At 38.4% G+C, this 17,255-nt stretch carries 17 protein-coding genes; 4 read left to right on the top strand and 13 right to left on the bottom strand.

Annotation, left to right across the window (positions count from 1 at the left end; genetic code table 11):
• Positions 1-262: 262 nt before the first annotated feature.
• From cas3 to cas7c, 4 genes are read left to right on the top strand one after another with little or no spacing between them, the layout of a single operon-like run.
• Positions 263-2,365, top strand: coding sequence for a CRISPR-associated helicase Cas3' (cas3, locus tag P5G49_RS04850; RefSeq protein ID WP_301242358.1), 2,103 nt, complete (start codon positions 263-265; stop codon positions 2,363-2,365).
• A 12-nt stretch (positions 2,366-2,377) separates the two neighbouring features.
• Entirely contained in the window at positions 2,378-3,034 is a 657-nt protein-coding gene (gene cas5c / locus P5G49_RS04845) for a type I-C CRISPR-associated protein Cas5c (RefSeq protein WP_301242357.1), read from the top strand.
• The gene (gene cas8c, locus P5G49_RS04840; protein ID WP_301242356.1) at positions 3,024-4,655 is read left to right on the top strand and encodes a type I-C CRISPR-associated protein Cas8c/Csd1; all 1,632 of its coding nucleotides are present in this window, start codon (positions 3,024-3,026) and stop codon (positions 4,653-4,655) included. The genes cas5c and cas8c overlap by 11 nt, the downstream gene beginning before the upstream one ends.
• Positions 4,640-5,563, top strand: coding sequence for a type I-C CRISPR-associated protein Cas7/Csd2 (gene cas7c, locus P5G49_RS04835; RefSeq protein ID WP_301242355.1), 924 nt, complete (start codon positions 4,640-4,642; stop codon positions 5,561-5,563). Before cas8c ends, cas7c begins: the two co-directional genes overlap by 16 nt.
• Before the next feature lie 468 nt (positions 5,564-6,031).
• Here cas7c and P5G49_RS04830 read toward each other — a convergent pair whose 3' ends face one another.
• The 13 genes from P5G49_RS04830 to flgM form a co-directional block, all read right to left on the bottom strand.
• A complete protein-coding gene (locus P5G49_RS04830) occupies positions 6,032-6,775 on the bottom strand; it encodes a class I SAM-dependent methyltransferase (RefSeq protein ID WP_301242354.1) in 744 nt (247 codons plus the stop codon).
• Between the two features lie 111 nt (positions 6,776-6,886).
• Positions 6,887-7,645, bottom strand: coding sequence for a cupin domain-containing protein (locus tag P5G49_RS04825; RefSeq protein ID WP_301242353.1), 759 nt, complete (start codon positions 7,643-7,645; stop codon positions 6,887-6,889).
• Complete coding sequence (locus tag P5G49_RS04820; RefSeq protein ID WP_301242352.1) at positions 7,632-8,852, bottom strand: acylneuraminate cytidylyltransferase; 1,221 nt, start codon at positions 8,850-8,852, stop codon at positions 7,632-7,634. The genes P5G49_RS04825 and P5G49_RS04820 overlap by 14 nt, the downstream gene beginning before the upstream one ends.
• Positions 8,849-9,715: an N-acetylneuraminate synthase family protein gene (locus tag P5G49_RS04815; protein WP_301242350.1), complete on the bottom strand. Its 867-nt coding sequence runs from the start codon at positions 9,713-9,715 to the stop codon at positions 8,849-8,851. The genes P5G49_RS04820 and P5G49_RS04815 overlap by 4 nt, the downstream gene beginning before the upstream one ends.
• 294 nt (positions 9,716-10,009) lie before the next feature.
• Positions 10,010-10,351 (bottom strand): DUF8042 domain-containing protein, encoded by a 342-nt coding sequence (locus P5G49_RS04810; protein ID WP_301242349.1) that lies wholly within the window; start codon positions 10,349-10,351, stop codon positions 10,010-10,012.
• Positions 10,352-10,363: 12 nt separating this feature from the next.
• A complete protein-coding gene (locus P5G49_RS04805; protein ID WP_301242347.1) occupies positions 10,364-12,055 on the bottom strand; it encodes a motility associated factor glycosyltransferase family protein in 1,692 nt (563 codons plus the stop codon).
• Positions 12,056-12,150: 95 nt separating this feature from the next.
• Positions 12,151-12,963: a flagellin N-terminal helical domain-containing protein gene (locus tag P5G49_RS04800; RefSeq protein ID WP_301242345.1), complete on the bottom strand. Its 813-nt coding sequence runs from the start codon at positions 12,961-12,963 to the stop codon at positions 12,151-12,153.
• 253 nt (positions 12,964-13,216) lie between these two features.
• On the bottom strand, positions 13,217-13,438 hold the full coding sequence (csrA, locus tag P5G49_RS04795; RefSeq protein WP_301242344.1) for a carbon storage regulator CsrA: 222 nt from the start codon (positions 13,436-13,438) through the stop codon (positions 13,217-13,219).
• Entirely contained in the window at positions 13,438-13,875 is a 438-nt protein-coding gene (fliW, locus tag P5G49_RS04790) for a flagellar assembly protein FliW (protein ID WP_301242343.1), read from the bottom strand. The genes csrA and fliW overlap by 1 nt, the downstream gene beginning before the upstream one ends.
• Before the next feature lie 63 nt (positions 13,876-13,938).
• Positions 13,939-14,814 (bottom strand): flagellar hook-associated protein FlgL, encoded by an 876-nt coding sequence (gene flgL, locus P5G49_RS04785; protein ID WP_301242342.1) that lies wholly within the window; start codon positions 14,812-14,814, stop codon positions 13,939-13,941.
• 17 nt (positions 14,815-14,831) lie between these two features.
• The gene (flgK, locus tag P5G49_RS04780; protein ID WP_301242341.1) at positions 14,832-16,316 is read right to left on the bottom strand and encodes a flagellar hook-associated protein FlgK; all 1,485 of its coding nucleotides are present in this window, start codon (positions 16,314-16,316) and stop codon (positions 14,832-14,834) included.
• 10 nt (positions 16,317-16,326) lie between these two features.
• Complete coding sequence (locus P5G49_RS04775; protein WP_301242340.1) at positions 16,327-16,830, bottom strand: flagellar protein FlgN; 504 nt, start codon at positions 16,828-16,830, stop codon at positions 16,327-16,329.
• Between the two features lie 38 nt (positions 16,831-16,868).
• Positions 16,869-17,132: a flagellar biosynthesis anti-sigma factor FlgM gene (gene flgM / locus P5G49_RS04770; RefSeq protein ID WP_301242339.1), complete on the bottom strand. Its 264-nt coding sequence runs from the start codon at positions 17,130-17,132 to the stop codon at positions 16,869-16,871.
• Positions 17,133-17,255 lie beyond the last annotated feature (123 nt).

The raw sequence follows: 17,255 nt of genomic DNA, 5'->3' as shown, positions 1-17,255 counted from the left end.
AACTTGCATAAAAAATAAGCTGCATTTGCCTGTCATCGAATAGATAAGTTCCATTTGATTCGCGGACAGTGGATTGAAACAATCTTGTTTTGATGTTTAGCCGCCCTCCTAACTTGTTGGAGGGTTATTTTCATTTCCATTGACATTAATTCAATCTTGTTATATGTTATCGTTAATCTAATTCATCTAAGAGTTCCGTCAATTAAAGATTATCTTTTTTCCGCCAAATTTCTCTATCCTAATTTCTTTTTAAGAAGGATGTGTGAAAAGTGACATGACTCTTAGACTATCAAACGCTTTAATAGCGCATTTCAACCCATCTTCTCCTAATGATCCTCATCAGTTATCTGACCACTTACATGCGGTCGGACGGCGTGCCGCAGAATTTACCAATCCTTTTGATAAAGGCAGACTCTCATCGATCGTTGCGCTATGTCATGATATCGGTAAAGCTCATCCTGATTTCCAATCCTATGTTAAAACACAAATTGCACACAGGGGTTCCGTCAAACATGCGTTACCAGGCGCCTATTTATTTTCTTTACATAGGTCTTCCCTCACACACTCACACCTGACGATTTCCTATTTAATAGAAAACATGATTGCCGGTCACCATCGCGGATTATATGACATGAATCATTCATTCTTAAAACTATATGATGAGTTTTCAGATGAAGGTTTTTCGGCAGAAGTAAAGCAATTCGTTTTAGAACAAGCAGAAGTATTCCGTAATCTTCCTGCCCTGCCACAATGGCATGACCCGATCTATTGTGCAGCTTTAACAAGATTTGTATTTAGTGCAGTTATAGATGCGGATTGGTTGGATACGGAAGCTTATTTCAACAAAGAACGTTCATCTAAAAGAGTTTATGATGCTTTTCCCTTTCATACATTCCAAGGAAAATTTCATGCATTCGTCAGGAAGTTTCCTGAAAACAAACTAACTGCATTTAGAGAAGCAGCGGAGCTAAAAGGCACTGAAGTTGGTTCATATTTCGAACTTACATTACCCACAGGCTACGGAAAAACCCTTGCCAGCTTAGCATTCGCCTTGGAGCATGCCAAGAGATTCAACAAGTCTCGTATTATCACGGCACTCCCGCTCATTACACTAACTTCGGAAATTAGTGCCCTTTACAGGGATTTGTTCGGCAAAGAGCATGTAATTGAAGATCATAGCGCCTTTCACCCGAAAACTATTTCAAACGAAGAAGAGACAACGAGCGGTGCACGCCTGGCGATAGAAAATTGGGATCGAAATTTCATTGTAACGACGACTGTCCAACTGTTCGACAGTATATTTTCCAACAAGCCTTGGAAGCTGCGCAAAGTGCATCGTCTGGTTGGAAGCGTTTTGATTTTAGATGAATTTCACTTACTTCCTTCACAGCTACTTCCATCAATATTAAAGATGTTAGATGTATTACAAGAGCATTTTGACATGACCGTCTTGCTTGTTAGCGCAACACCCCTGCCCCTCACCACTAGTAAAGCAATACAAGAACTGAAGTTGCATCATCTACCCAAAGTTATCGCTCCTCCTGTCGAAACACCTCGAAGGGTTAACTATTCCTTATTGGGTCAATTGACTGAACAAAGCCTGTTAGAAAAGGTAACTAACGATTCCACTCTTATTATCGTTAATACGCGCAAACGCGCACAGCAGCTTTATAAACTTGCGGTCAAACAATTTCCTGATCGGCCAGTATACCATTTATCCACATCCCTCACCGCAAACGCACGGGAAGAAAAGGTTAAGAAAATCAGAGGGAAGATAAAAAATCGTCCACTCGTCATCTCAACATCGTTATTGGAATCGGGGATAGACTTATCCTTTCAGTGTTTATTCCGTGAAATGGCTCCTTTGCCTGCTATTATACAAGCTGCCGGCCGATGCAATCGTTATAGTGAGCAAGTACTTGGACAAGTATATTTATTTACTTGGCCTAAACCGAATTATCCGTCCCCTTCTTATGAGTCAGGAGTTCGGCAATTAGAACGGCTTTTAAAAGAGAATGGGACATCAGTATTTTATTCTTCTTCTACGATGGCTTCTTATTATAGAAGAGTCCTTGACTTGGATTTTAAAAAATCGCCTATTACCGAGAAGGATACTCTTCAGTTTGAAACAATGGCGGAAAAGTTTAAAATGATTGACTCGCATGGTATCACTGTTCTTTGCCCGCAGTCAAGTGGATTTCAGCAAGGATGGCTTGATGAAAATAAAACACGACTTTGGTGGAGAAAGGTACAGCCATATACTGCCCAAGCTCCTTTTTCTATGCACCACCATATTGAATATATTAAAGGAATTCCTGTCTGGACAGGTCCTTACGACGATGAGCTTGGTATTTTACTAATTTAAGGGGGGAATCGGTTGAGAAAAACTACAAAAGTACAGGTGAAAGTTTGGGGAGATGGTGCACTATTCACACGTCCGGAAGGAAAAGTGGAACGGGTATCTTATCCACTCATGACCGCCTCGGCTGCTCGGGGTATTTTGGAAGCAATCCTTTGGAAACCAGAGTTTCGGTATCGTATCTGTTCTATTTCTGTCTTAAAGCCTCCCATCTTTCACTCCATAGTTAGAAATGAAGTGGAAAATAAGGCTACGATCACCAAGAAATTTATCGAGCAACCGGAAGATAGGTACGCAGATGATATGCGGCAACTACGGCACAGCCTGTATCTCAAGGATGCAGCATATATCATCCGCGCGGAAATCGTTCTACAACCTGACACACAGCAGCCGATTGAAAAATATGAGGCTATGTTTACCCGGCGAATTCAAAAAGGACAATGTTTTTCAAGACCGTATCTTGGCACCCGAGAGTTTTCAGCTAATTTCGGTCCTGTGTCTGCAACAGATACGCCGATTAAGTGGACAGAGGAAATCGGGCCGATGTTTTTCGATTATCGGTATCCGCAAAACGGGACAACAGTAATTCCATTCTTTTTCAATGCTTCTGTCCAAGATGGTGTTATGCATATTCCCGAGCATCTATTCGAGGAGGTGAAAAGCTTTGTTCGTTAAGCGCCTGATTGAGTTCGCTGAAGAGCATCCAGATCTATTTCCACCCATTGGATTTCAAAAGAAAAGAATCGATTGGATTGTAGATATTGACGGTGACCGGCTTACATTCAACGAAGCGGAACGGATAGAGATGACCGTCCCATCGATAGCTCGTTCAGGCAGCGGGGCAACTCCTATCCTACTCGTTGATAAACCTGACTATACATTTGGATGGTCTGCTGGAGGACAAGACAAGGACAGAAGTGCAGTGCGCCATAAAGCTTACATGCAAATGTTAGAAGAATATGTTGCTGAAACAAACGACAGAGATGCGAAAGCCTTGCTTAAAGCGCTTAATCAACCCATCCTCGTACCAGATAAGATGAAAATTGGCGATTTTCTCGTATTTCGTATTGAAGATGAACGATACTTGCATGAATCAAAAACAGTACAGAAATTTTGGTCAAGACGCGTCCAACCGAAGCCAGATAGCAATTCTTTTGTAACACAATGTTACTTTTGTGGAGAAGAGGCTCCTGCAATGGAGCGTCATTCAATCAATTTTGTCGTAAACAGAGAACGAACTAAAATGATTTCTGCCAATAAAAATGCCTATGAATCTCATAACTTAAAGAACTCTTTAATTTCTCCCACCTGCTACGAATGCGAGCTAAAATACGGACAGGCATTGGAGTATCTCTTACAACGAGATCCGAATGTAAATCACGGTGAACATATGTTTTCAGTAGGTGATGTTACGTATGTCTATTGGTTGCGAGGCAAATCAACCAATGCCAATGTTGTTACCGCGATGCCTTTCTTGCATGAAGCTAATCTAAACGAAATGAAAGATCAGTATCAACAGGTATTCAAAGGACGTCAGGAAAAAGCAAATTTCAACGATTTCTGTCTTCTGATCTTATCCGCAAATAAAGGACGTCTTGTCGTAAGGGGCTACTTGGAAGAGTCGATGGGAGTCATCCAAGAACGAATCATTCGGTTTTTGGAAGCTCAGGAAATCGGTCGTGGCCGACTGTATAGCATATATACGTTAGCTGGAACCATCTATCAAAAACCGAGCACCCAGCTAAAACGGGTAGATGTGCAGGAATGGTTCAACTGGACATTCCGAAGTACTCCTTTACCTGGCCGCATCCTAATTGCCCTGCTGAAGCGAATCCAAGCAGAGGGTGCGATGTTTCCTACACATGCTGCTGTCTTAAAAAGTTGGTTAATCAGTCAAAATGAGGGGAGAGAGTGGACCGTGAAAACGGACGTAACGAATACCGCACCTGCCTACATGTTAGGAAGGGTCTTTGCAGTAATGGAGAAAATACACGGAGAAGCAACAGGATCAAAAGATACGCTAAGCAGCCGGTATTTCGGCTCGGCTTCAACTGCCCCAAGAGCAATTACAGGCATGCTGATTAAAAACGCACAATACCATTTAGTGAAAATCAGCGGCAAAAATAAAGGACGTGCAATCAACTTAGACAAAAGGCTAAGCAAACTGTTAATTACAATTGACAAATTGCCTGCAACTATGAAGTTAACGGAGCAGGCAGAGTTCGCACTCGGATACTATCACGAAAAAGAAGATTTATGGACAAAAAGGGAGGACATCGAATGTACAGCCAATTAAATGATCCAGAAAAACGGTATGATTTCATGTTGGTTTTTGACGTGCGGGACGGCAATCCGAACGGAGATCCAGATGCCGGCAATCTTCCGCGTGTCGATGTCGAAACGATGCAAGGACTTGTCACGGACGTCGCACTAAAAAGGAAAATCCGCAATTACGTACAAATAACGCGCGGCGATCAGAAAGGTTTTGATATCTATGTGAAACATCGAGGAATCCTTTCACGTGAACAGCAGAAATCATACGAGGCATTAGGATATGAAAATGAAGAAAAACCTTCTGCCAATACCGTGAAAGATGCACGGAACTGGATGTGCTCAAATTACTATGATGTACGTATGTTTGGAGCAGTAATGTCTGGAAAACAATATAATGCCGGACAAGTCCGCGGTCCCCTGCAATTAACTTTCGCCAGGTCCATCGACCCCATTACCCCTTTTGACATGACAATCACAAGGGTAGCTCTGACAAATGCCAACGATGCCCAAAAGGATGCAAGTGATGATGAAGCAGAAGCCCGCCACGGCCAGATGGGACGGAAAGCTTACGTACCATATGGACTCTACGTCGCCTATGGCTATTATACACCTGCATTAGCTGCACAAACTGGTGTCCAAAAAGAGGACCTTGAAGTATTCTGGGAATCACTCGTCAATATGTGGGATCTTGACCACTCCGCTGCTAGAGGAATTATGGCAACCCGTGGATTGTATGTTTTTAAACATGAGAGTAAATTTGGAAACGCGCCGTCCCATATGCTGTTTGACAAAATTCAGATCAATAAAAAAGATGAAGTGGAAACCGCACGTGCTGTAACAGACTATAAACTGTATATCGAGGAAGCGGAAATGGAAGGGGTTACCTTGCATGAGGTTGTGGCGATGAAGGAAAGGCAACTCATCTATTAAGCATATAATTGGAAAAGATTGCCCGGGAGCTATTAATAATGGGCAATCTTCTTTGATTTGTAGCTACTAATGAATTTTTATTCTAGTCATGCTGATACAGGGGGTGGCCCCTCACGTTTACCGTTTCCAGTTCCCCTATGGCAATTTCAATTCACACTCCCTATATAGGGAGTGACTAAAATAAAAATTTTTCGTCTTCGAATCGTAATCGATTTCAACTCACATTCCCAGTATAGGGAGTTACCGCTAATGAGAACCTGATACTCCAAGAACACTTCTTCCACAGTCTCCCCTTAAAAACTCCTACTCAACAATGTTCCCGGCTACCTCTTCGAACATTTTATTTAAACATATTATGCAATTAATTAACTTCGATATTCAATCATTACTGGATTTCTGATAATGCTGATTTTCAATTACACATATAATATTCATTGTTAAGGCTACTCTCTTTGAATAAGATTCCAATTATAATGATATTTCAGCAAGTAAAGTATCACATTTACCTATAGCTGCTAATTGACTTTCATATTCCTTATCAAGTACTGAGTTATTTAAAAAATTCCATTCTTTATGTCCGCCAGGCAATTGATTGGATTGCCAATACAAATGATTACTTAATGGGTACCTCTGCACTTGTTTTATGTAATTGACCCTATATCCTGCTTGTTTAAATAACTCCTGTAGAGTAGAAGCATTGAATAAAAACAAATGACAACTCCAATATGTAAAGTTTGCAAATGCCTCATTTTTATAGAGTGTTAATAATGCATCTTCAGAATTTGGTACTTCTATTATTATTTTTCCATTCGGCACTAAATACTTTCTTAGTTCAACCAATACTTGAATAGGATTTGGCAGATGTTCTATTACGTGGAACATTGTAATATAATCAAATTTCTCTTTAATATCACCCAACTCTTGATAACACGTAATCCCTTCATCATTAATCATTTTATGTAACGTTTTATCAAGTTCAAGGCCAGCTATTCGACTTGTTCTCTCTTTTAATAGATGAAGTAAACCACCGCCGCCGCATCCAAAATCTAACATTGCTTTATTTATGATATTATCATCAATATATCTTGCCCTCCTCTTATCATCCCGTAGCGAGTTTGCTCGATATTCTTTAATGTTAAATCTACCGGACAGCATTCCTGATTCTTCATAGAATTTATCTGTAATGTGATCGATTGATGATAGATAAACCAATTGGCACCTATTACATTCTAAAACCCTTATTTGATTTGAATCCCTCACTTTATCATGTCTTACACTATAATTAATTGACCCACAAAGATAGCACTTTATTTGAGTATCCATTTACAAATCTAACCTTCCATATTTATCTTCATAACGAATAATATCATCCTCGCCAAAATAACTCCCTAACTGTACCTCTGAAATCATTAAGGGGATAGATTGGGATTTATTCGAAATTCTATGTTTACAACCTTTAGGTATATAAATATAAGATCCCTCACTAACGTACCGAATACTTTCTCCAATTGTCAATTCACCTTCGCCTTTTACTATCACCCAGTGTTCTTCTCGCTTTTTATGTTTTTGGAGACTCAATTCCTCACCTGGATTTACATGGATAATTTTTGCTCTCGAATAATCGCTTAGGAAGACGGTTTTATAATATCCCCATGGTCGATTGTAAATTTCGTGATCAATCGTATGTCCATCTAATAATGAAAAATCATTTCTTAAATCCCACTCTATACCTTCAAGTAAAGCCGTATGTAACTGGACCTTAGTCAACACATTAACTAGCATCCCTTCATTATTAACAATAGGCAAAAATTCGATTTTTGATTCTTTGAAAAAGCTTATTACTTTATCAAAAGAATCATCTACATTAATAAAAGAAAATTCACCGGATAAGATATCGGTTGTAATAGAGGTCAAGTTTTCTCCCTTTAATAAAGATCTTCTAATATCCCCATCTGTCATTGTTCCTTTTACAATAAAATCAGAATCTACAACGATGACAAATCCTTTTTTGTTCAGTTCAATTTGTTGCAATGCTTCCAGTATGGTCGCATTTTCAAATAGAGTATATTTAGTTAGATTCATTATATTCACGTCCAATTTTTGATAATATTAGATCGGCAACTTCTCTGACTGCCCCTTCTCCTCCCTTTCGAAAAGTTACATAATCGACACTATCCTTTACGATTTGTATAGCATCAGCAACAGAAAATGAATATCCCACTTTCTTTAATAGTTCTAAGTCATTGACATCATCTCCAATAAAGGCAACATTTTCATAATTGATATTGTACTTGCTTATCAACTTGTCCATTGCAGCAACTTTATCTTTACAACCTAAGATAACTTCTTCAATTCCTAACTTCTCTGCTCTCTTTTTAACTATTGCTGAATTTTCTCCAGTAAGTATTGCCAAAATAATATTATTTTCTTTCAACATCGAAAGACCCATTCCATCTTTCGTATTGAATTTCTTTAACATGTCACCGTTTTCGGAGTAGTACATTCCTGCATCTGTTAAAACACCATCACAATCAGTTGCAAATAATTTTACTTTTTCCGGCGTAATCATTGATTTTTTTGAAGCTTGCTTCTCCCTCTCTCTTTTCTTGAGAATTTCTTCCACAATTATCCAATCCCCTGGTTCATCGATTTCTATATACGATTCTTCCTGCATTTCATAATGGCCAATTTTTCCTGATATTCTTAATTCAGATTTTATAACAGCATCATATTTCGAAATATAAAAGGCACCATTTTCCACCAAAAAACCTTCAAAATCCTGTCTTCTTGACCTAAATGCTACATTATAGTTGACCGGCTGCACTGTTTCATTATCATTTTCTGTCCATATAAATCTTTTTTGTCTAACAAGTGACAGTAAACTATCATAATTGTTTGAGTAAAATTTCCTAAAAGCTGCATCCAAATCTTTTGCCTGTATTAGGGGGCTAGTAGCTTGGATCAATACTACTTCAGTTGACTTTACCTTATCTATAAACTCCATTAGCACGGATTCTGTAGTCGCTGTGTCAGTTGCATTTTTAGGACTACGCTTAATACATTTCAACTTGTTATGATGCTCTTTATCATAACAATTGATGCTTTTTTCGATTTCAATACTGTCGGTACTTACATAAACTTCATCGATATATTCACATTCTACTGCTGCGTCTATAGCCCAATAAACTAACGGACGTCCATACATTTTCTTAATATTTTTTAATGGAATAGACTTACTTCCTCCACGCACAGGTATAAACGCAACTACTCTATTCTTTTTCGTCTTCATCGACGCTCACGGTATTTCAATTTTTCTCGTTGTACTTTCTCAATTTCAAGGATTTCTTCCTCTTTGAATTCTAAAGCTTCTTCCACCTGCTTTAAATTACTAATAAGTGTTTTCAATTCCTCGGGCTCTAGGGATGCTGAATGATCAGTCCCTTTCCAAGTTCTATCAAGGGTAAAGTGTCTCTCAATCCATTCAGCGCCAAGCGTATATGCTGCGATATCAACAGCGGTTCCAAGGTGATGTCCCGAAAAGCCTATTGATTTGACTACCTTTTTATATTTACTTAGTAATCGTGTTATTTCTTTCAACCGAATGTCTTTATAGGGAACTGGATAGCCAGAAGTACAGTTATAAAGGACCACATCTTTATTTCTACCTTTTTCTATAAAAAACTGAATTAGCTCATCAATCTCATTATAATTTGTCATTCCCGTTGAAACATGAATCTCCCCAATGTAATTATCGCAGAGCCAACCGAGCATTTCAAAATGATTATTCATTGCAGACGGTATTTTAATTAATTCCGGTTTGAGTGATGCTATTTCTTTTGCAGATGTTAAATCCCATACTGATGTACTGTATGTAATTCCGAATTCCTCACAATAGCTTTTTAACTCCTTATGCTCTTCAATAGAGAGTTCAAGATACTCTCTATGTTCACCGTAAGTATTTCCATACGAATTTACAGGGTTTGGGTGCGGTGCGTTAAATTGTTCTTCTGATAACAATTCTTTATTATTACGCTTTTGAAACTTTACAACATCGGCATTACAGTAAACTGCTGCAATAATAATCATTTGTTTTGCAATTTCCAGATCTCCCTTATGATTACAACCGACTTCTGCTATTACTTTTGATTTCATCTTATATTCTCCTCTACTTACTTATTCGTTCCCATATCCAGTTCAAGCTGACTCGCGCATTCTATTATATCAATCTGTCGTTTCAATATCATTGCCATTCATATCTTTAATACTAAAAGTATCTTTTTTTCTCCTTCACTCAATTCATTAACTACCGATTCATATCTACTCCATCAAATGCGCGATATTGGCGATCTTTATCGCTCACATTACCTATAAGAAGCGAATTCTTGAGTCTGTAAACTCTTGTTTTATTTTATATCGTTAATTCCCTCAATTGTGGATATTCATAATTCACCGCATCTTAATCCCATTAGAAAACCTTTCAAAAAAGGGTTGTATTTCATATTCGAACATATCAGCGACTACAATATAATCCTTCAGTTCTAAGCCTCTATTTACTTCCATTAAATACTCTGTTACTTTGTTAATATCAATTCCATCTGAAATATCCTTTTCCATAAAATATCTGCATACCGTGCTCAACCAGTTAGCTCCTTCGGCGAAATGAGAGATCTCTGTCATTGCATCCAAAATATTATCCTCCCTTAAGTTATCAGATATGAACTGACAACCTTTAGGGACTTTACTTATATATTCATTATAAGCTTCAATTAATTCATTAAGTTTAGCCATCTTGTTCATCCTTTAATTGTTTTTTATTCTTTCTATCAAACTTTCTGTGAACTTTTTGGATATCTTTGTTGCTTCTAATAGCCTTGCATATAATTGTGTGTTTTGTAAGTATACTCGTAGAAATTGTTCTTTAGATGTTTCATTCTTTTTAGTTGGAAAATTATTCAATGTATCTATTGTAATTGGATCAACAATACTATTCATCGGCAAACATTCAAAATTTTCTTTCAATACGGCATCAATTTTATTTAACTTTTTTATTATCTTTTGATTGAATTCAAATTTATTTTCGTGCGTCTTAAGTAGTTTAAGACCTTCTTTTAATAATTTTATCAATTCATTATATAAGTTAATTTCGGACGACAATTTTCGCATGAACAGTTGTTGTTCTTTTTTTTCATGACTTTGTTGTTTAGGGAGTTGAGGCTTTATTTTTTTATGTTTTGGGATTCGACTACAAAATTCTTCAAAAGAAATTTGGTTAAATCCCTCAATTCTTACACCACCTTCAGTACAATTGTATAATCTTTTTTCTTCTTTTGATATTTTTGATATCTGTTCGAACGATTTCTTCATTGTAAAAAGTGGCATATCAGTCAGAACATCTGCACCATGATAACCCTTAGTGTAAAACAATCCTCTATTTTCAATATACTTTTCATCGATAATTTTAAACCGTCGATTATGTTCAGCGTGTGTCTTGTTATCTGTATACGCCAAGTCTTGACCTATTAAGGCAACATCATTATTTGTCATTAATATAGCAATTGATAACGCATAATTCGCAACCGAAGTGCCACCAACCAACATCGGTAGTTCTTTTCCCGTCAGTCTTTTTATATATAACTGTTCATCAAATTTAATGGAAGGTAAAAATGCAAAAGAATTACCTTTAAAACTCTTTCGGATTTTATAATGATTCCTTACACTGTAAATAAATTGAGTTTTTTCAAAGTAAAGGTCTTTGAAATGGTTATAATTTCCTTCCCCTCCATCAATTGAAATAATATAATCTGGTTCAATTCCATAATGTAGTAATGTATTTATTGTAGAACCAGCTGCAAGTAAAATTATTTTTTCTCTAATGCTTTTTAACTTAGGAAGTTGTTTGACAAGAGATGGACCCCCTGATGCAATTACAATAGGGCAATCATATATTTTGTATAGTTCGACTAAACTTCGATCACTTAGAACATGGGCAAGGTTTTGTATATAATTCTCTTGCCAACTTTCCGCAAAGAATCGAACTGTATTGTTGTTTAAAATATTTTCTTTTAAACGCTTTTCTATAATAGAAATTACTGTCTTATATTCTGTTGGAATTAACTTATCATAGTTAGGCGAACAAATCATTTTTATATTTGTTTTGTACCCTTCCAAAGATTTTGCAAGGTTCATTTCAAATTCCACATTAATATCAGTAATAATTTCATACTTTTGGATGGTTGTTTTATCTAAAAAGCAATTACAAATTGGATCCACAATAAGAAGTGTATCATTGGTTGAAAACAATTTTTTCAATGAATCAGCAAAATAGCCAAAACCAAAACCGAATAAGATATGAATTGAATTTTCTTTATACTGCTTTTCTGCAAATTGACCTGCTTCCCTTTCAGGATTATATTTACTATGTAAAAGGAATTCATTAACTTTAAGAACAGGTAATCCAGTACGTGAAGTTATTTTTTCGATTTGATAAGACACTTAGTTTCACCTCTATTATATTATCGGCTGTTTTTCATGAAAATTAAGGGACCTATTCTATTTCTGAATAGGTCCCTTGATAGTAAAGATTATAATTAACGTAGAAGTTGAAGTACTCCTTGTGGTTGTTGGTTGGCTTGGGCTAACATTGCTTGTGCTGCCTGAGTTAATATATTATTTTTAGTGAAATCCATCATCTCTTTCGCCATGTCCACATCACGAATACGTGACTCAGCCGCAGTTAAGTTTTCAGCAGATGTACCCAAGTTGTTTATTGTATGTTCTAAGCGGTTTTGCACTGCACCAAGATTAGAACGCTGTACAGATACTGCTTTAATTGCATTATTAATTGAAGTGATTGCTGCACTGGCCCCCCCAGCAGAAGTAACCGATATAGAATTTATACTTAAGGCAGTAGCATTCATAGTTGTAATTGTTAAATCGATAGTTTGTCCAGAGTTTGCACCGATATGGAACTTTTTAGTTGAGAAATTCCCATCCAAAAGTTTTTGATTGTTAAACTCTGTATTTCCTGCAATACGGTTAATTTCCGATGTAAGTGCAGTCAATTCACTCGTAATAGCGTTACGCTCATCAGTATCGTTTGTATCGTTTGCCGCTTGTACCGCAAGTTCACGCATACGTTGAAGAATTGCATGTGTTTCATTAAGTGCACCTTCTGCTGTTTGTATTAAAGAGATACCGTCTTGAGCATTTTTAGATGCCATCTCCAACCCACGGATTTGACCACGCATTTTTTCGGAGATTGAAAGACCAGCTGCGTCGTCCCCCGCACGGTTGATTCTTTGACCAGATGAAAGCTTTTCCAGGTTTTTAGCTGCATTTGTGTTGTTGGCACCTAATTGGTTAAACGTGTTAAGTGCCGCAATATTGTGGTTAATTCTCATGATTATGTTCCTCCTTGAGTGTTTGTTTAGTTCACGTCCCTGTGAACCATAAATATGCTTACGGAGTATGAGCCGGCCGAACTCGTTACTGCCGCTTACATTGTTTATATCGGTTTGGTTGAGAAGGTGTTTAGTGTTTTCTAAAAGTTTTTGTGAGATTTTGGTTGATATAGTGGAAAAATAGCGGACTTTACACAAACGGATGGCCTGGCGCTTTTTTAGAACCGAGCCAGGCCATTTTCCCAGGAGATTTTTAATTTTTTTTTGTAAGCTGTGAAAAAAGTGATGCATCCAATGTAAGTGCTTCAGTGTTAGTTTCCGTAATAGACTGAACTAACTCGCCGCGAAGGATTTCTACTGATTTCGGTGCTTCGATGCCTATGCGGATGGTGTCGCCTTTGACTTCAATGATGCGTATCTCAATTTCGTCGCCGATTTTGATTGTTTCGTTCGGTTTTCGTGAGAGGACTAACATTAAACTTCCTCCTTGACTTGGCCGATTACGTGGCGGGTTTTGAAGCGGTTGTCGTTTATGATCATTTGTTTTGCTGTTTTGTTGTTCAGTTGGAAGATGAGTGGTGCTTGTAGATTGATGGTTGATGTTTCGAATGGTTGTTTGAGTGTTAGGATGGCTAACACGAATACGTCTTCCGGTTTTTCGATGTTGAGTAGTTCAATTGTTGGTTCGTCGATGTCGAATGAATAGTCTTTGATGAGTGTGTAAGGGTTTGAGACGATAAATGCTACTGCAGCTGTTGTCGCTGATTGTAGTACTTGGAAATTTGAGTTTCCTTCGATTGGAAGCAGTGCGAATTGCTTTTCACTTTCGAAGCCCGGAATGCCTTTTGGGAAGGTCCATATTTGGTCGGGTTGTATACTGATTTCACCGTTAAATTTTGTTTGGATTTGCATTTTGGTGATCCTCCTTGTCCATTTGTTGATTTGCATAAAAAAAGAACGTATAAACGTCCTTTTTTATCTTAGAAAGTCTACCAATGAAGGTTGGATGACTCTTGCGCCTACTGAAAGGGATGCGCGGTAGACGGCTTCCTGGGTAAGCATTTCGGTTATCACTTTTTCGAAGTCGATGTCTTCGTTTTCGGATTGTAGTTTTTTTGTAGATGCTTCTTGTATGTCGAGTCGATTTTGCATGAGTTCTGCACGGTTGGAACGGCCGCCGATGTCCATTCGGAGTGCAAGGACATCATCCATTTGTTTATCAAGATCCGCAAGAGCTTTATCGAATTTGACATCTTCTCCGGCTTCTGTAATTCCTTTAAAGAAAGTATTTAACCCTTCGAAAAGGTCTCTTGCATTCGTATTGACTTTCAAATTCACGCCATTGAATATTTCAATTTCAATGTCTTTGGAAAATCCATCTGTATCTGGCGTGAATTCTTTAGTTTGTTTATTGAATAGAGGTGTGTCTGTTTTTGTTCCACTAAAAATATAGTTGCCCATGACTTGTGTGTTTGCCAAGTCTTGAATCGTTTCCTGAAGTTGCCTCAGTTCGATTTTAATAAACTCACGTTCTTCCGGATTCATTGCTCCTGTATTCGCGGCGTTCGTTACAAGCTCCTTGGCACGGTGTAACGCTTGGCCAACACTGTCAAGTGCATCGTCGGAACTGTCGAGATAGTTATTCACTTCGATAAGATTTTTCTTGTATTGCTCGATTTTGTCGACTTGATTGCGGAAGCCTATGCTTTTCATAGCGGCTTCAGGATCGTCAGATGGACGGTTAATTCTTTTTCCGGACGCTGCCTGTTCTTGCAGCTTGCCCATTTTATTATAGCTTGTCATCAAGTTCCGAACTGTATTGTTCGAAAGCATGGATTGTGTTACGCGCATTGATTGGTTCCCCCTTATTATCTGCCAGATAAGCCCATTCCGTTAATGATTTTGTCGAGTGTTTCATCGATGACCGTAATCATACGGGCGGAGGCATTGTACGCTTGTTGGAATCTGATCATGTCTGTCATTTCCTCGTCTAACGAAACGGCGCTGATCGAGTCGCGGCGATTGGCAGCGGCCCCTTGTAGTGAAGCTGTGTTGAATGCATTACGTTCCGCTTGTTGGCCATTCACACCTAACTTTCCAATGATGCCTGAAAAGAAATTCTGGATTGTGGATTTATTCAAATCGTCCAATGGACTTGTTTGAATAGCTAAAAGAGCTTTTGCATTATCTGCGTTTGCTATCTCATCAGCTGAACTTGAAGCTGCAAGTTTTCTTGGATCGTCAATCAAATCCTGATTCACTAAGAGTGTACCTTCTGAAGTCCATACAAAAAATATATCTCCTTCATTACCATCAAGATCTATTCCTTCTCCATGAATTCTGTTAAATTCATTCGCTAAAGCCTCAGCCATTTTATTCAAATCATCAATCATTTTTGGATAAAGGCCATTTCCGTCACTCGTGCCATAAGAATTTATAAGTGACTTTAATTTTCCTGAATCTGCGAATGCAGAATGATCATAATTAACCGGGTCAGTTTTATCCACTGCCTTTATAATGATGCCCTGAATTAATTGATTTCCATCTGAAGCTTGGAGTTCGGTAGGATTTATTGCTAACTCCCCATATTCCTTACCTTTCACAAGTTCGACTCTTACACCGTCGTTCATTTTGAGAGACACAGTTACTGTCCCTTCAGCAATCGCCGATGTACCTCCACTTGTTTTTTCATACTTCGTTTCGATCGGTAAATAGGTCGACAACTCGTCCAACAAGATATCTCTTTGATCATATAATTCATTCGGTAGATAACCGGCTGACTCCATTCCAGAGATCTGGCCATTCAATCGAGCAACATCCTCCAAAAGGGAGTTGATGCGATCTGTTGAAAAACTGATTTCTTTCCCAATGTTTGTTTGGGCTTCAGTTAATGAACTGTGTAGATGGTTGAATGACTCGGCTACATCCTGCCCTCGTTGAATGACGATAGCTCTTGCACCGCTACTTGATGGGCTTGTCGCGAGCGTTTGCAAGGAAGACCAGAATTCGCTTAATGATTTTTGCAAACCGTATTCTGAAGGTTCCCCAATAATGTCTTCCATTTGTGCAATTGCGTTGGATCTTGATTCCCAATAACCTAACTTGTTGGATTCCTGTCTGAATTGGTTATCGACGAAGGAATCTCGGATTCGTTGGATGGAGCTTGCTTCGACACCGGTCCCTAATAATCCAGGCGAAGATGTGAGGCCTTGTGTAGCCTGCATGTTGACGCGTTGGCGTGTGTAGCCAAGTGTGTTTGCGTTGCTTATGTTTTGGCCGGTTGTATAGAGGCCGGATTGTTGGGCGTAGAGTCCGCGTTTATTTGTTTCGAGTCCCATGAATGTGGAGCGCATGATGTTCCTCCTATGCTTGCGAGTCGAAGTTTGGTATAGTCCCCGTCCCCGTTGCTTTTTTGCCGTTAATTCCTGATTTTGAGTAAGTGACCGATTCCGTACGTGGTCGAACCATGTCCAGCGACAGATTCACAAATTGAAGGGATTGGTAGGTCAGTTTTTGGTTCAGGTCATTTTGCCATTTCAATTCATGAATCGCATGCAGGAGACGGTCTCTCGCCTCCGTAAGTTGTTCTTTCTCCGGAACAGGAGTTACTTCAATCAAGTTGGTGATTGTCGGATTCATTGGTACGGAGATACTATTTCCTTTTAAATAGGCGCTGACCGCATTTTGCCTGCTTTGGTCCATTTGGACGATTGCTGCAAGATGTGCTTGCTCATCCTTCAGAAGCTCGTCAATGCCATTGATATCGCCATTTTTAATGAGTTCCGATTTTTCTTTTGAGATGCGAAGCAGGCTTTTATGAAGTTTTTCCAAATTACCAAGGATGGAAAGTATCGTTTCTGTTGTCATTTTAGTCCCCTGCTTTCATCTTGTTCATTTCTTATTGTTCATTTCTGATAGTAGTTGAGTAAGTTTTTCGCAAGTTTTTCTGGATCGACTTTGTAATTTCCCGATTCGATTTGCGCCTTCAGTGATTGAACACGTTCGTTTCGTTCGATTGTGACAGGAGATGTCTCGGAAAGTTGTTTTGCTTCAGCCGAGATTTCAATTTTGTCAGTTTTGATTTGAAGATTCTCTTTTGCCTTTTCAACTTTCATTTGGTTGGTGCGGTATGGGTTGACGGGCGTGATGTTGACTTTATTAATTTTCATCGTTCGGCTCCTTTCTTGACGTATTTATGTCGTTATTCTTTATTTCGGCATTTCCAAGCTGAGGTTTAGGGTTTTTTAATTTATATTTGCTGTCTATCTAATGTTTCCTTTATTGGCATAGAA

Origin of the sequence: Sporosarcina highlanderae, from assembly GCF_030433715.1 — a bacterium.
GTDB lineage: Bacteria > Bacillota > Bacilli > Bacillales_A > Planococcaceae > Sporosarcina > Sporosarcina highlanderae.
Note: the sequence above shows the minus strand (reverse complement) of the source record. Positions and strands in the feature narration are given on the sequence as shown.

Excerpts from the sequence above, each read along its gene's own strand:
- flgM (WP_301242339.1), bottom strand. The coding sequence starts at position 17,132 with ATGAAAATTAATAAAGTCAACATCACGCCCGTCAACCCATACCGCACC.
- P5G49_RS04825 (WP_301242353.1), bottom strand. The coding sequence starts at position 7,645 with ATGAATCTAACTAAATATACTCTATTTGAAAATGCGACCATACTGGAA.
- P5G49_RS04810 (WP_301242349.1), bottom strand. The coding sequence starts at position 10,351 with ATGGCTAAACTTAATGAATTAATTGAAGCTTATAATGAATATATAAGT.
- cas7c (WP_301242355.1), top strand. The coding sequence starts at position 4,640 with ATGTACAGCCAATTAAATGATCCAGAAAAACGGTATGATTTCATGTTG.
- P5G49_RS04775 (WP_301242340.1), bottom strand. The coding sequence starts at position 16,830 with ATGACAACAGAAACGATACTTTCCATCCTTGGTAATTTGGAAAAACTT.
- csrA (WP_301242344.1), bottom strand. The coding sequence starts at position 13,438 with ATGTTAGTCCTCTCACGAAAACCGAACGAAACAATCAAAATCGGCGAC.
- P5G49_RS04815 (WP_301242350.1), bottom strand. The coding sequence starts at position 9,715 with ATGAAATCAAAAGTAATAGCAGAAGTCGGTTGTAATCATAAGGGAGAT.
- P5G49_RS04800 (WP_301242345.1), bottom strand. The coding sequence starts at position 12,963 with ATGAGAATTAACCACAATATTGCGGCACTTAACACGTTTAACCAATTA.
- P5G49_RS04820 (WP_301242352.1), bottom strand. The coding sequence starts at position 8,852 with ATGAAGACGAAAAAGAATAGAGTAGTTGCGTTTATACCTGTGCGTGGA.
- flgK (WP_301242341.1), bottom strand. The coding sequence starts at position 16,316 with ATGCGCTCCACATTCATGGGACTCGAAACAAATAAACGCGGACTCTAC.
- flgL (WP_301242342.1), bottom strand. The coding sequence starts at position 14,814 with ATGCGCGTAACACAATCCATGCTTTCGAACAATACAGTTCGGAACTTG.
- fliW (WP_301242343.1), bottom strand. The coding sequence starts at position 13,875 with ATGCAAATCCAAACAAAATTTAACGGTGAAATCAGTATACAACCCGAC.